We start from the raw sequence: 15,304 nt of genomic DNA on the forward strand, positions 1-15,304 counted from the left end.
GCATCATTTTTCTCCGTTTCATATCTATTAAGAATAGTATACAGGAAAACGAAGAAAAAGAGTGTAAGTCTAAAAGTTAATCACCTTATATATAGTATACACCAATCAAAGACTGCTTATTTTATGGGCGCAAACAATTGTGAAATCCGAATGGCATAAAATTAGCGTTATATTTTTAAAAATAATCAGCTGGAAAGGTGGTGAGAGCATGCTTGGGAAATGGTCAGCGACAGGGATGTCTATTCTGCGAAATATGAATCAGCATTATAACACGATGAATAAAGCAATGCTGCGAATTTCTACGGGCTATCGCATCAATAGTGCAGCGGATGATCCAGCAGGTCTTGCGATTTCCGAAAAGATGCGGGCTCAAATTCGTGGCTTAAATATGGCAGCTAAAAATATACAGGACGGTATTTCACTTGTGCAAACAGCAGAGGGAGCATTAAATGAAACACATGCAATTGTCCAGCGCATGCGTGAGCTGGCAGTGCAGGCAGCCAATGATACTTTAACAGATGACGACCGTGCACAGCTTGATTTAGAATTTCAAGAATTAAAAAAGGAAATCCAGCGTATTTCAACAGATACAGAATTTAATACAAAAGCATTGCTTAACGGAGAGCATTCAACAAATGGCATTAAAATTCAAGCAGGGGCAAATGCAGGGCAGCATATTGAGCTATTTATCAATGATGTGGGCGCTGAAGCACTTGGTTTACGAGATACTTCCATTGCTACACGTGAGGAGGCAAATCAAGCTATTTCCTCAATGGATGATGCCCTAAAGCAAGTATCCCATGAGCGCTCACGCCTTGGAGCTTATCAAAATCGCTTGGAGCATGCATACAATGTAAATGTTAACACCGCTGATAACTTACAGGATGCTGAATCCCGTATTCGAGATGCCGATATTGCAAAAGAGATGATGAATATGGTGAAGGCACAGATTTTAATGCAGGCAAGTCAATATGTGCTGGCAATGCATATGCAGCAAGCACAGTCGATTTTAACCTTATTAGAAGTCACAAAAAAATGATGAATTTCAACGAGCATTGAAATTCATCATTTTTTTAATGTTTGCCAAAGGCTTCAAGTGCTAATTTTGCTGTAGCTGTTGCTTCATTTTGCAATGGGCGAACAGCCTGACTTAGCTTTTCTTGTACGGAATTATAAGATTCCAGAATAGCGACAGCCTGCTCAAACAATGTTACGCCATTCCAATCATCTACCTCCACATGCCCAATAACAGGCTGTTCAACAATTTCAGCAAATGCATCAATTTTTGGATCATAAGAAATCGCAATAAATGGTGTTGCATAAATAGCTGAGAAGATTAAGGAATGTAGGCGCATACCAATTAGCAGCTGTGATTGCCCAATAACACCAATTTTTTCTTCAATTGATAAGTCAGCAGGTGCTACTATACTTTTTTCCTGCATAAGCGCAGCTACTTCTGCTGATGTTTTTAAATCATGCTCACCGTGCATTGGTACAAAGACAATACGCTCACCTTGACGTGCTAGCTGGTCAAGACTATGTGCAATCTTTTCCTTATACACTATTGCAGATGGCCAGTCACGAACACTTACCGCAATATAGCTTTCATCTAATAATGCTTCGTTAACCAGCCATTCACAATGGAAGTCATCACCATTAAGCCCCATTACAGGATCAGGTACAATCGTAGCCTCTTTTTGTATACCGATCTCTGTTAACAGTGTTTGAGAAGCTTTATCCCGAACTGTAATTTGTGCAATCTTTGTTAGTGCCTGACGAACAATAAACTTACTAATTGGGTGATTAATCGGACCCATACCTTGGGCATAGACAAAGACAGGCTTCTTTAGCCATTTTGCCATTTGAATAATGCCCGCATAGTAAGGAATCGTCTTCATGCTTGTTTGATCCTGCATAAGACTGCCGCCGCCACTAATTAAACCATCCGCTGTTTTCAATAATTGGCGGATTTCTTTTAGCTTCCAGCGATTAACCGCCTTTACACCATATGTTTGCTCTGTAGCGGCTGGGTTATTGGATAAGACAGTAATCTCAATAGCTGGCTGCCATTTCTTTAAAGATTGGATAATCGCTAGAAGAATCGCATCATCCCCAACATTATCAAATCCGTAATAGCCAGATAATACAATATGCATTATGTCCACCTCGCGATTGCCTTAGAAGCCCAACGATAGATAAGTTTAAAAATTAAAATAAAGATAAGCCCTATAACAAAGCCAAGAACGACACTATAGCATGTACGCAATACAGAAACTGCTACTGGAATGTGTAGATGTGTAAAGGTATTGACGATAGATAGGAAGCCGATAACGCCTGGTACAAGCAGGATGCTACCCCATTTGCGATTAATGCCCATTACATATAATGCTAAAACAAAGAATGGGAAACCAATTAAAAATTCCTTCGTTCTTGGACGAACATATAATGTGTTTTCAAGCCATTGTCTAAATGCTAGCTCAAGCTCACTAACAGAGCCAGAGTTACCTGTTCGACTAATATAAAATAATCCAACACCTGCCACAATCACTAATAACAGCACATGCCAATATTTCAGCTCTTTATTTAATAATGTCACAGTATTTGATAAGGATTTTTTAATATTTTGATCAGCTAGTCGATTGATTTCAATAATTGTAAATAGTAATACACCTAAAATTGGAATCAAGTAAACAAGCTTCACACCCTTAAATGTTGCAAAACCTGTTATAAAGGCATTGCCATTTAATAAACCAATCACAATCACAATACCGATAAGGCTAATAGCTACTGCCTTTAAGTATTGAATCAATATTTTTGATATTTGTGTAGAGCCGTTTGCAGCTTTAATAACCGCATATGTTGGTGCAAGAACTGCAATAATTAATGCAAATGCCTGTAAGAATAGGGTGCTTTTTAGTAGGAAGTACGCAATGGCTAACAGTGCCATAAAGCCAGCAGCTGCTAGGCGTAAAGGCATCCATTTCACTAATTCCGTAATAACGAACGTAAATACAATACCTGCTAGCAATACAAGTGCCGTTACCCAAATAGGAATTGTTACCTTATCAAACGGCTTTGGCTCACCTAGTTTGAAATGATTTGGCATAGTATCTTGAACGCCTGTTAAGTATTCAATCGTTTCTTTAATATTTTCATGTGGATTGCCTGATGTTTTAATATGATAGAAAATAGAACGGATATTACGTTCCTTTACAGCTCTTGTTGTACGATCAATGCTCGCATTTAATGTTAGCTTTGTTTCGCGATTAACATTAATGCTATGCAAACGAATCATATTGTAATCTGTAATTTGAGCGATTTTATTTTCGCCTTTTAGTGGGTTACTCTCAATTGTATAGAAGGAATAGCCAGCATCCTTTAATTTTTCCACTAATACATGTCCGTTTTCTTCTCCAAAGCCAATTGCTTCATCACCTGAACCAAGCAAACGACCAGCAGATGCATCCTTTAGTGTCAATAATTGATGCACTAATTGTTCATTCGCTACTTCATTACTTGCATTCTCAACTTTAAAAATATGTGCAAGCCCATGCTCACTAATCATATCAATAGCAGGCTGGTCATAGCCAATTGGTGTTTTTAAGTCATAATGATGATTAGCAGTAGGTAAGAAATAGAAAGCCTCTTCTCCTACCTGCACCTCCTCTGGCTGCACACTATCCATAATAAGCTGCTGATAGCTTGTGTTATCAGGCACTCGAATATAATATCCACGCTTTGTGACATCAATATCGTCTTTATACGGTGTAAACAATAGCTGTGCTGCTAATTCATTCTCCTCATAGATTGTAATAAGGTTTTGCTTTTCCATTTCCCTTAACGTTAGAGGCTCTAAGCTAACCGTTGTAAGCCCAGCCTCCTTTAAAGAAGAAAAAATCTCCTCCATTGTTAAATCGCTATTTTTACTAGCAGTTTGTATTTCATCAAGGGGAATGACCATTTCATACGTATTATTGGATTGCTCAGCATTCCACCTCATCACCATACCTGTCGAGGAAACGATGAGTAAAAGAACAATGATTCCCCAAAGCCATTTCTGTTTTGACATAAATGTTCTACCTCTCCTATTTATGAAAATCTTTTGCCGATAATCGGGATTTTCTTTAAATCTTGTTTATGAATAGCTTTCATTACCCATAGTAGAAGGAAGTAAATAGCTCCTCCAATTGTAATTGTGACAATCAAATACCCAAGTGCCCATAATCGTGACCAATCTGCAATATCCAGCCATAATGTTGGTAAACCAACAAGTGCGCCCATAACAATTGAAGCCACAATCATTTTAATTGTATCTGCTCCAAGAACAGTAAAGCGAATCATACGATAAATAACAATAGAATTCACAATAAATAACACAAGGTATACAAACAATGTTGCATAGGCAGCACCATCAAGACCAAATGCCTGAATAAAGAAGATATTGGCAAATATTTTAAGCACAACACCACTTATAATAATCAATGCCCCTGCTTTCGCTGCATTCATCCCTTGCAAAATTCCCGTACCAAGCAGCGTTAAGGATGTAAAAACAGAGCTAAGGTTAATCATTGCTAACATTAAGCTTCCCTCTAAGTCTTTAAAAAGGGCTAGATTTAAAGGCAAGGTTAAGGCTAGAAGCCCAATAGCAGCTGGCCAGGAAATAAGATGTGTCATACGATGTGTTTGCTCAATAATGCTACGTGTATCATCCAGCTTATTTTCCGCAAGCTTCGTTGTAATTAACGGCACAAGCGGTAGAATAATCGAAGAGGCAAAAACGGTTGTAATTTGCACCAATGTTAATCCTCGACCATAAATACCATAAAGATAGTTAATTTCACTAGCATCTGCTCCTGCACTTCTTAACCCATAGGAAACTGTGAAGGAGTCCACAAAATTAAAGAGTGCCATTGTGACAGAGCCAATTGCAATAGGGATGGAGATTTTTAAAATAGTTTTACTCCACATAGAAAAATCTTTAGCAGCATATTTCTCCTTGCTTGTTACTTTAAACGAAGAACGGAAATATTTAAGACGTAAATAAAGCAATGAGCTCAATGCGCCAATAACAGAGCCGGCCATAATACCACCAGCTACAATATCATTCGAATAATTCATAGCAACAAGGAAATAGGCAACAAGTAAAATTAACGCAACACGCACAAACTGCTCAACTACTTGAGAAATAGCAGTAGGGCGCATATCACCAAAGCCTTGGAAAAATCCTCGATACACAGCCATATATGGTGCAACAAGCAATGTAAGGGCAACAACAATTAATGCAATTTCTGTTGAAGGCCCACCAAGCGCATTGGCAATTTGACTAGAAAAGCCGTAGATGATTGTAAAACTAATGACGCCAAAGGATAGAGCAAGGATGCTTGCGGTTACATAAATTTTCTTGATTTTTGTTGCATCATTTTGCGTCTTGGCTTCTGCAATTAGCTTCGAAATGGCGATTGGAATACCCGCCACAGATAAGTACAATGCCACCATATAAACAGGATAGACAAGACTAAAAATTCCGAGTACATCATCCCCAGCAATATTTTGCAGTGGGATACGGAACATACTGCCAATTATTTTTGATAGCAATGTAGCAACTGTTAAGACTAGGGTGCTTTTCACAAAGGTTGATTGACTCATTTTGCTGCACCTTGACCTTTAAGCTTTGATGTGAAAACCTTCAGTGCAAAGCGGGGAAGTACAAGCATTCTCCCAAAACGACTTGGCTGGCGTAGCAATCGATAGAACCATTCAAGGTTTAGCTTTTGCCAAATAATGGGCGCACGCTTGACAGTGCCAGCGATAACATCAAAGGAGCCACCTACACCGATAAAGACACCCTTTGAAAATTGCCCAAGATTTTCCGTAATCCATTTTTCCTGCCTTGGTACACCTAATGCTACAAACACAAGGTCAGGCTGTAGCGCAGCGATTTCCTCTGCAATAGTACTGTTATGCCAGTCAAAAAATCCATCATGATAGCCAACAACCTCAACATTTGGATACGTCTTGCGAATATTCGCTACAGTTTTTTCAATCGTGTCTTTTTGTGCGCCCAATAAATAAATTTTAAAGCGCTTTTGCTGTCCAACCTCTAAAAGGCGCACCATCGTATCATAGCCAGTGACACGCTCAGGTAATGATTCGCCAAGAATTTGTGCTGCTTTCACAACACCAATGCCATCTGCACAAATGTACGTTGCCTGCTGTAAATACCCCATAACAGTCGGATTTGCATTTGCCTGCATCACCACTTCAGGATTAGCAGTGACAACGAAGGTCTTTTCTTGCTGTTCAATACGATCAACGAGTAAATCAACAAACCCTTGCTGATTAATATGTAAAAAGGGGATACCCATAATCGTTACATACTTCATATCATGCTCAAACCTTTCTGTAATTCCTTTTTCACTGCAATCTATCATACCATAAAAGCATTTCTGACAGGAAATTTTCGTTAGTAACGGTTATAGAGCGGTCTTTTGAGGTTAATGATCACTCGGTTGAAGTTTATGAGCGATTTCCCCAGATTAATGATCACTTTCATCAAGTTAATAATCACATAAAAAATACCTCACCCAAAAAAGAACACACAAATACCATTCCCATAAAAAATTCGAGTTTCTACTATTATATAGAGCCAAAAAAAGGAGTGCGAAATATTATCGCACTCCTCACAACTAGATTATTTTTTGACAATATAATCGCTATGAACCCAGCCTTTTTTGCCATCGTAAATTACCTGATACCAATTGCCCTCTGTAATAAATTTACCCTCAGCATCTACCGCACCAATAATAAAGCCATTTGGTTTCACCGTTCCGACAATGCTACTTGTTGTAGATGGCTCACTACGAACATTTAGCATAATCGTCATATTGATGACTTGTAGGCTATTTTCAAGACTTGCATCTTTCGCAAGTATCCAGCCCTCATGTCCATCTGCTCGCACCTGTAACCATCCGCCATTCTCACCAAGCACTCTTAACTTCGTATCCTTTGGCAATGTTGTAATAATAGAAGCGGCATCTGCTGTATTTGGATATGTTTTAATGCTTACATCCATCGTCGTCATACCAGTTGCTCCCGCTAAAGCAGGATGTAGCGCATATTGCTTCGCTGGACTTGGCAATGCCACAGTAGAAGGTTGTCCTTTATAGTTTGGCACATCAAACACTAAATTCGCCGTCTTCTGTGCACCGATTAATTCATACAGGTCATAAATCTTTTTCGCCTGAATCTCTGCCCATCTTACATGTGTAGCATATTGATGAACAGTTGGATTATCAGGATTCCAGCGCATTTTATATAACGTATCTTGTCCTTTACTAATATACTGCTCTTTCACAAACGCTGCGCCACCGATAATAGCGTCCTTCACAGTGAACCAGCCATTGCTATAAGCACGCTCAGCACCATATTTATTGGCATCCGCATCAATCGCACCAATACCATATGCATTATAGGTTGTCTTAATATCTGTTAAACGCTCACGATTGTCCGCCGTTACCATCACAGGCTTACCATTGTCATCAAGACCAACCTCGATGCCTTTAATAAGCGCTGAGGAGCCATTGCCTGTTTCATGTAATGCATGTGACAATAAATAAATTGCGTTCACAGTATTGTCAATCCCTGCCTGTACAAAGGCATCCCCCATATTTGCTAAGTTTCCTTTATTCGCAAGTACCTTCTCATTCAGCTCTTTAGCACTTAAATTATCGACAACAGTCGAAAGCTTTAAAAATTGATAATAGGCTGGGCTATCTTGCATAAAGCTTTTTGGATGTACATAGTATGACACTAGTGCCTCGCTAGCCGTGAAAACACCAGCACCATCCACCTTTGAACTATTAGCAGCCTGCTTACTAACAACACTAGCATAATCGTGTGAGTAGTTTGTGATAATCGACTGCTTTCCACCAGAAGTAGGCTTTTCTAAATGAATTAAACGATAAAGCACAGTTGCTGCCTCTGCACGTGTTGTTTGAGCAAGTGGCGCAAATTGATTATTAGGCTTTCCAGCAAGCAGCCCTGCCGAAACAACAGCCTGTACATCTGCATATGCCCATTTTGCAATTCGTGTACGATCATTAAACGTAATAGGGGAGTTAGCTGTTGGAATATCTAAATAATTAAGAGCCCTTTTGAGCATCGCTGCCATCTGTTGCCGATCAATATGCGCTTGTGGATTAAATCTACCCTGGTCATCGCCCTTAATAAGCCCATAATAGCTAGCCTGCTGAATAACGCCGTAATACCAATCACCTTTTTTTACATCGACAAACGACTGACTGCTAGACGCTGTAGGTAAGTTCAGCGTTCGCACAAGGAATGCAGCAAACTCCGCACGCGTTACAGCATCATTTGGACGATAATGACCAAACTCATCTCCCTTCATTAAATCATTTGTAATAAGATAGTTCATTTCATGGTAGGCCCAATGCTTCGAAATATTCTCTGCCGCTGCCGTAGTAGGCGCAAGATATAACATTCCAGCAAGCACCGCCCCATAAAGAGGTAATGTACGTTTCATTTCCCAAGCTCCCTTCAATCGTTGATAGTACCATCCTATCAAACTATTAAAAGTGTAGCATAAAAACAGCACATCTATTATTACAACATCAGAACAGCTTTCTATATTAATAAGAAGAAACTACAAAACTACAGCATATATTTCGGTTTCTTTACAAATATAACTGATTTATTACGATAAACTTTAATTTTTGACAATTTCGTAACTGTTCCAAAAAATGCTTGGTTATTATTGAGAGTTATGTATAATAGGTAACGTAGCTATCAATTACCAATCCAATTGAGACAATAAATAGTAGGGAGTTTGTAGGAATCTACTTAAACCCATATTTACTATGGTAAAAAAAACTTCCTTACCTAAATTTATGTTCAATGCTTGAAATTTGGAAGAGATAGTGTTATATTATTGTAGAAAGTGAATAAGATTACTAGAATGGTATTCTACTACGCTTTTTCTAGTAACTTTACTAACAAATTTGCTTTAGTTTTGTATTGTTCATGAAAACTATAATACATATAGTTAGGTAACTAATAAGGGGTAATATAGTTTTCAATGAATGAATATTATTTTTTGAAATCTAGGGAGGAATACATTAATGGCAAAGCAAAACAAAGGCCGTAAGTTCTTCGCGGCATCAGCAACAGCTGCATTAGTTGCATCAGCAATCGTTCCTGTAGCATCTGCTGCACAAATAAATGACTTAAATAAAGTTTCTGGATACGCGAAAGAAGCGGTTCAAAGTTTAGTAGACTCTGGAGTAATCCAAGGTGACACTAAAGGGAACTTTAACCCACTAAATACAATCTCTCGTGCAGAAGCTGCTGAAATCTTTGCTAAAGCATTAGACTTAGACGCTAGCGGCAATGTAAACTTCAAGGACGTGAAAAAAGGCGCTTGGTACTACAACTCAATTACAGCTGTTGTAGAACATGGCATTTTTGAAGGTGTGAGCACAACTGAATTCGCACCAAGCAAAAACTTAACTCGTTCTGAAGCTGCTAAAATTTTAGTAGAAGCTTTCGAATTAGAAGGTGAAGCAGATGTAACTGGTTTTGCTGACTCTTCTCAAATCAAACCTTGGGCTAAGAAATACCTAGAAATCGCTGTAGCAAACGGCATCTTCGAAGGTACTGACACAAACCGTCTTAACCCTAACAACTCAATCACTCGTCAAGACTTTGCTTTAACATTCCAACGTACACTTAACAAAGTGAACAACGAAACTCCAGTTGATACATTTGTAAAAGCAATTAACAACACGACTGTTGAAGTAACATTTGATGAAGAGCTTGATTCTGTAAAAGCTAGCGATTTCAGCATCGATGGTTTAGAAATCAAAAATGCAGCAATCAAACAATCAAACAAAAAAGTGGTTGTTTTAACTACAGCATCACAAACTGCTGAAAAAGAATACGTTCTTTCTTATAAAGATGAAGTAATCGGTGGATTCAAAGGTGTAGCTGCTGTTATTCCAACTGCTGTATCAGTAGTTGAATATGAAAACCCAGTAGTAGAGGGCGAGATTGGTAAAGAAACAACTACACAAGTGAAATCTCACAAATCTCAACAAGCACCACTTGGTACACAAGTTACTTTAAAAGCACAAGTTGCTGTAGGTGAAGGCCAATCTAAAGCAGGTATCCCTGTTACGTTTAATATTATTGATGCTTCAAATAAAGATACTGCATATGCATCTTTAAACCAACCAATCATTGCTGAAGCAACAACTGATGAAAACGGTGTAGCTACTTATACGTATACTCGTTATGCTTCAACGTCACAAAACTTAACAGCAAACGATGAAGTACAAGTATACGCAACTGGTAACCCAACTGTACGTGACTTCTCAAAAGTATATTGGGCAAACACTCAACCATTAACAATTACTGAAGTAACAACAGGTAATAAATTAAACAATGGTGCGAAAAAAGTCTACAAAGTGAAAGTAGCAGGTGTAAACAATGCTGCTGAATTAGAACAGAAATATCGTATAAGCCACATCAACGTTGGTTACTTAGATAACGTAAATGTTGCACCGGACAAAGCAAACAAAAACGTAACAGTGATTGATAATGACGGTAGAAACTTAGGTTACCCAGGTCAATTCACAACAACTAATTCAACTGAAACAAATCGTTTCAATGCTGTACGAGTTAAATTAGATTCTAAAGGTGAAGCTACATTCACATTAACTGGTTCAAGCGAAACAGTAACACCATTTGTATGGGTAGATAATGCAGTAGGAAATACAAATGCAACAGTTGACCGCTTTGACAAAACAGAGCTAGTAGCATTTGCATCACCAGTTACATTTGCAAAAGAGCAAGTATTAAATTTAAAAGTTGAATCAATTGGTACAAAAGACGCTTCTGCATATGACGAAAGCTTTGATCGTAACGGAAATTACGAGTACCGCAATGGCACTTTAGTATTAGTTCGCGATCCAAATGGACAATTAACTGGTGCAGATCCATCAGCAATTCCAGCAGGAGCAACTAAAATTAACAGTGCTAACCCACTACGTTCTGGCGAAGTAGTGCCATCAGGATTTGTTTATGTAGAACTTGGTAGTACAGCTGTATCAGGTGTAACTACTTTAGAAGGAGCAGGTAATTTCCCAACTAGAAAAACTAACCAACTTACTGGTCACCTTTCTAAATATTCATACACTGGTTCCTTAAAAGAGAAAAACGAAGCCCTTGATGCTGACTTAGCAAATACAGGTGGTCGTGATTATAAAGTAACTTATACAGATAAAGATGGTAAAGCAGCACAATCAGGACAAGTAGTGAAAGTAAGCTTAAAATACGGTTCAGCAAAATCTGCATCAGCTGCATCAACAACACCAATTTACTTCATTGATAATAACTCACATACAGTTCATAAAGTAAGCGACTTTACAAAAGATGAAGCAGAATTCTCTTTATTAACTGATGCTAAAGGTCAAGTATCATTCACAGTAATTGGTGGCCGTGATAGCTATGCAACACCAACAGCATTCTTAGAAACTGGTGATAAAACTGGTTTAGATAAAAATGATGCACAAGAAGTAGGAGAAATCGTATACTTCGGTGACCGTACTATCACAAGTGCAAAATTAACAATTGATGGTGAAGATACTGCTTCTAAATCTGTTGCAGAAGAAGTAACATTCTCTTACCAATCAACTGATCAAAACAAAAAACACTACTATGTACGTGGCTCAAATGATTTTGTTGCTACTTTCCAAGTATCAACAACATTCGCACCAGCGACTGTAGAATACATTGATAGAAACGGTGCTTCACGTGTTGAGACTGTAGCTATTGGTAGCACTAAATCATTCGATGTGAGATCAGCACAAGGTAAAGCAGATATTAAAGTGAAGTCTGCAAGAGGTAACCGTGTAGATGTAGTTGCAAGCGCAGGATCTTTACCAGTCTTAAACGCAAGTGCAACATTCACTACATTAAACAATGAAGGTGTTGAATTTGGTCAATCTGTACGTGGTCGCGTAATCGCTATTGATACAAACAATGACCGTATCTTATTAACAGACTCTAAAGGTGAGAAGATTTACGACCTGAAGTTTGAAAAAGATGAGTTATACCTTAAAGGTGTAGGCGTATCAGAATTAACATTTGAACAACAGTTACAAATTGGCGAAGAATTACTATTTACACAAAAAGCAGATGCTAATGGTAAAGCTAAATTTGATAACTTAGACGTTCAATCAGGAATCACAGTAAACACAGCAGATTCAAACCGCAAAGCATTTATTATTGCTGGAGATCATACATCAACAGCTAAGAATTATGACTTTGGTGGTCAAACTGTAAATGCTAATTTCCAAATTAATGGAGATAACATCCAACTTAGCAATGTAGACATTGTAGGTAATGTAACAGTTGGTAATACAAATGCTACTGAAGCTCAAATCCTTAATGACTTTGCATTAAACAATGTGACAGTATCTGGTACTGTAACTGTTAACCAAGGTGATGGAAACACTATTACTTTAACTGGTTCACAACTTAACAAACTAGTATTAAATACAAAAGAACACATCAAACTTGATGCAACTTCTTCTATCGATGTTGTAGAAGTAGAAAAAGCAGCGAGCGGTTCTTTCTTCACTGGTGCTGGTACAGTAACAACAGCTATCCTTAAAGATGGTGCAACACTTGATACAACAAAAGCAGGTTACAAAGCACCAGAAAACGAAGTAAAAGCTTCTGATATTGCTAAACAATTTACAGTAGCTACTACTTCTGGTGATACTGCATCTGTCACATTAACATTTACTGAAAATGTAAAAGCTTCAGATGTTAAAGTTGAATTCCCTTCAACTGCTGATACTGCAGCTGTAGCAGTTACAGAAGTTACAGATAAGGAATTAAAAGCAACTCTTGCTGGTGCTGATATTACAACTAAATCATTTGTAGTAACATACAAAGGTTTAAAATATGCAGTGGCTTATGATTCAAAAACAAAAGCTTGGACTGTAACATCTAAAAATTAATTTATAGTATCTAAAATGAAAAGACTCTGTATGGGAGAAATCTCTACAGAGTCTTTCTTTTTTATATTTTGAACTTATAGAAGAATATAGACCTGAATTCAAACAATATCTATTACCAGACTCTATCATATTTGTGTAAACTCGCAATTAAATATACATATTTTTCAGACGCATCTATCTAATACTATAAAGGCGTCAATTCAAGTGGTTATAGCCATTAAGAAATGCATGAAATGGTCATGAAGTACCTGCATAATATTCTGTATAGCTACGCTTGATATGGAGGTTTCGGTATGATAGGCTATCAAGCCAGCTAAGTTTCCTGCTTGGCTTCATTAGCTGAATTCATACCGATAGAGGCTCCATGTCAAGCAACATGAGTAATGATAAAAATACAGGTATGTGTATATATAAAATGACCATAACCTACATAAGTTGATGGCCAAATCCAATTCAAGGACAGACAGAAGAACAAAGCACAAAGAATGTTTTTAATTTTACCTACAATTGAATAAAAAACATTCTTTGTGCTTTTTTATGGCTTTGATTGTTCCATAACCCCAACAAATATTATAGAACCAATCATTTTGGTTAAGGTATATACCGCTTAATGATAACAACTGGACGAATTAGACCTCACAATGAAAAAGACTATTGACAAATCAAAGTTTGTCAATAGTCTTTTTTGTGATATCACTTGCTATATTAATTTATAAATTAGTATTTACGAGTGATTGTAGCTGTATTACCTAAAGAACCAGCAACTACAGTGTAAGTTTTTACTACACCATTTTGAGTGAATTTCACTTCAAATGTTTTACCAGCTGCATTAGCAAATGTAATAGTTGCTGTATCAGCAGTAGTACCTGCTCCAACTGTACCTGGAGTTGAAGTAATATTCGTAGCATTTGTACCAGCAGTAAATGTTAATGTTACAGTATCACCACTTGTTGTTGTAGCAGTAAATGGAACTTCTGCAGCTCTATTAGAAACTGTTACAGTAGAATCAACAGTAGGTGCTGTTACATCAGCAGGTGCTGATAAAGTAGTAATTGTACCAGTACCTGTTACTTTAGAACCTGTTACTTTTGCAACTAGCTCAGCAATTGCAGAGTTTGTTAATTCAACCTCTTCTTTAACATTTAGAATTACTACACCAAGGTTAGAATTATTTTTTACTTTGAATTTAGCTCCACCATTAACAGTAGTAACACCACTTACAGTTACCTTATCTAATGTAGCATCTGCTGTTACTTTACTTGTAACTTCAAGATCGCCCTCTAAGATAAGGTTTTTAAGTGTTACATTATTACCTTGAATTTCAACTTTTGCAGCTTTAGTAGCAGCATCACCTAAAATTTGACCATCGAAATCATATTCTGAGTTTTCGAATGATAATACAACTTTAGCATTTTCTTTAATTTTAAGTGAATTTGTAATATTAACATCTTTATTATCAAATTTAGCTTTTGTAGTATCAGTAGCCTGTGTGAATAATAATTCGTCACCTACAGATAAACTATTAGGTCCATCTTCAAATGTTGATTCTAAGTGAGCAACACCTTTAATGTATAATTCTGCATCAGCGTATGACAATTCGTAAATTGTTTCACCTTTTGAATCAGATAATAAGATTCGGTTATTATCTTTGTCAACTGCAACAACTTTACCATGAACTTGTTGACCAGGTGCAATACCTTCATTAGTTACTTTATTGAAAGTAGCAGATGCTGTTTGGTTAGCGAATGAACCACCTGAAGCATTTACAGTAACAGTTGTACCGTTTCCAGCTTCTACAAAGATTGTAGCTTTACCATTTTGTGTGTTGCGAACAAATTTATTTGATTCCATACTACCTTGGTTAACTGTTCCTAAAACTGTTGTACCATCAGCTGCATAAACTGTTGCACCACTAAATGTAGTTTCTAATTGGAAAGTAACAAGGAATTCTTTATCAAAGTAGTGTTTACCATTTTGGTCTACGCTTTGGTAAGTGAATTCTGCACGATCTGAAACTGTAGCAGATGTAGTGTCTTTACCATTTACAGTTAATTTAGCTGTTGTTAAAACTGCATCACCAAAGTATACAATTTCTCCAACTTGTTTTAGATCATCATCGTCTAAACCAACTTTTTTACCTGTTTCAACAAATACTGTTGGTGTAGCAGAGGGCACTGAAAAAGTCCCTCAGGCACAAGTGAGAGAGTACAGGAACGAATATTCGTTCCTGTACTCTCTTTTTCTTCGATGCCGTTGATTTC

At 37.4% G+C, this 15,304-nt stretch carries 8 protein-coding genes; 2 read left to right on the plus strand and 6 right to left on the minus strand.

The window, feature by feature from the left end:
- The first annotated feature begins 208 nt into the window (after positions 1-208).
- Positions 209-1,039, plus strand: a complete 831-nt coding sequence (locus ACIQVU_RS19425; RefSeq protein ID WP_340804309.1) for a flagellin N-terminal helical domain-containing protein — start codon at positions 209-211, stop codon at positions 1,037-1,039.
- A gap of 34 nt (positions 1,040-1,073) precedes the next feature.
- Here ACIQVU_RS19425 and csaB read toward each other — a convergent pair whose 3' ends face one another.
- The 5 genes from csaB to ACIQVU_RS19450 form a co-directional block, all read right to left on the minus strand.
- Positions 1,074-2,156, minus strand: coding sequence for a polysaccharide pyruvyl transferase CsaB (gene csaB, locus ACIQVU_RS19430; protein WP_340804310.1), 1,083 nt, complete (start codon positions 2,154-2,156; stop codon positions 1,074-1,076).
- A complete protein-coding gene (locus tag ACIQVU_RS19435) occupies positions 2,156-4,069 on the minus strand; it encodes a DUF5693 family protein (RefSeq protein ID WP_402896882.1) in 1,914 nt (637 codons plus the stop codon). The genes csaB and ACIQVU_RS19435 overlap by 1 nt, the downstream gene beginning before the upstream one ends.
- A 20-nt stretch (positions 4,070-4,089) precedes the next feature.
- Complete coding sequence (locus ACIQVU_RS19440; protein WP_340804312.1) at positions 4,090-5,646, minus strand: putative polysaccharide biosynthesis protein; 1,557 nt, start codon at positions 5,644-5,646, stop codon at positions 4,090-4,092.
- Positions 5,643-6,365 carry a WecB/TagA/CpsF family glycosyltransferase gene (locus ACIQVU_RS19445; protein ID WP_402896889.1) on the minus strand — a complete coding sequence of 241 codons (723 nt, stop codon included), beginning with the start codon at positions 6,363-6,365 and terminating at the stop codon, positions 5,643-5,645. Before ACIQVU_RS19445 ends, ACIQVU_RS19440 begins: the two co-directional genes overlap by 4 nt.
- Positions 6,366-6,691: 326 nt before the next feature.
- Positions 6,692-8,542 (minus strand): S-layer homology domain-containing protein, encoded by a 1,851-nt coding sequence (locus ACIQVU_RS19450; protein ID WP_402896884.1) that lies wholly within the window; start codon positions 8,540-8,542, stop codon positions 6,692-6,694.
- Between the two features lie 595 nt (positions 8,543-9,137).
- Here ACIQVU_RS19450 and ACIQVU_RS19455 point away from each other — a divergent pair.
- The gene (locus ACIQVU_RS19455; protein WP_402896886.1) at positions 9,138-13,043 is read left to right on the plus strand and encodes an S-layer homology domain-containing protein; all 3,906 of its coding nucleotides are present in this window, start codon (positions 9,138-9,140) and stop codon (positions 13,041-13,043) included.
- Positions 13,044-13,760: 717 nt separating this feature from the next.
- On the opposite strand, the gene ACIQVU_RS19460 is transcribed toward ACIQVU_RS19455, so the two are convergent.
- On the minus strand, positions 13,761-15,218 hold the full coding sequence (locus tag ACIQVU_RS19460) for a hypothetical protein (RefSeq protein ID WP_402896888.1): 1,458 nt from the start codon (positions 15,216-15,218) through the stop codon (positions 13,761-13,763).
- Positions 15,219-15,304 lie beyond the last annotated feature (86 nt).

The organism is Lysinibacillus sp. NPDC098008, from assembly GCF_044760715.1.
GTDB lineage: Bacteria > Bacillota > Bacilli > Bacillales_A > Planococcaceae > Lysinibacillus.

Bases quoted from the DNA above. Each gene is read 5' to 3' on its own strand.
- ACIQVU_RS19440 (WP_340804312.1), bottom strand. From the start codon at position 5,646: ATGAGTCAATCAACCTTTGTGAAAAGCACCCTAGTCTTAACAGTTGCT.
- csaB (WP_340804310.1), bottom strand. From the start codon at position 2,156: ATGCATATTGTATTATCTGGCTATTACGGATTTGATAATGTTGGGGAT.
- ACIQVU_RS19435 (WP_402896882.1), bottom strand. From the start codon at position 4,069: ATGTCAAAACAGAAATGGCTTTGGGGAATCATTGTTCTTTTACTCATC.
- ACIQVU_RS19450 (WP_402896884.1), bottom strand. From the start codon at position 8,542: ATGAAACGTACATTACCTCTTTATGGGGCGGTGCTTGCTGGAATGTTA.
- ACIQVU_RS19445 (WP_402896889.1), bottom strand. From the start codon at position 6,365: ATGGGTATCCCCTTTTTACATATTAATCAGCAAGGGTTTGTTGATTTA.
- ACIQVU_RS19425 (WP_340804309.1), top strand. From the start codon at position 209: ATGCTTGGGAAATGGTCAGCGACAGGGATGTCTATTCTGCGAAATATG.
- ACIQVU_RS19455 (WP_402896886.1), top strand. From the start codon at position 9,138: ATGGCAAAGCAAAACAAAGGCCGTAAGTTCTTCGCGGCATCAGCAACA.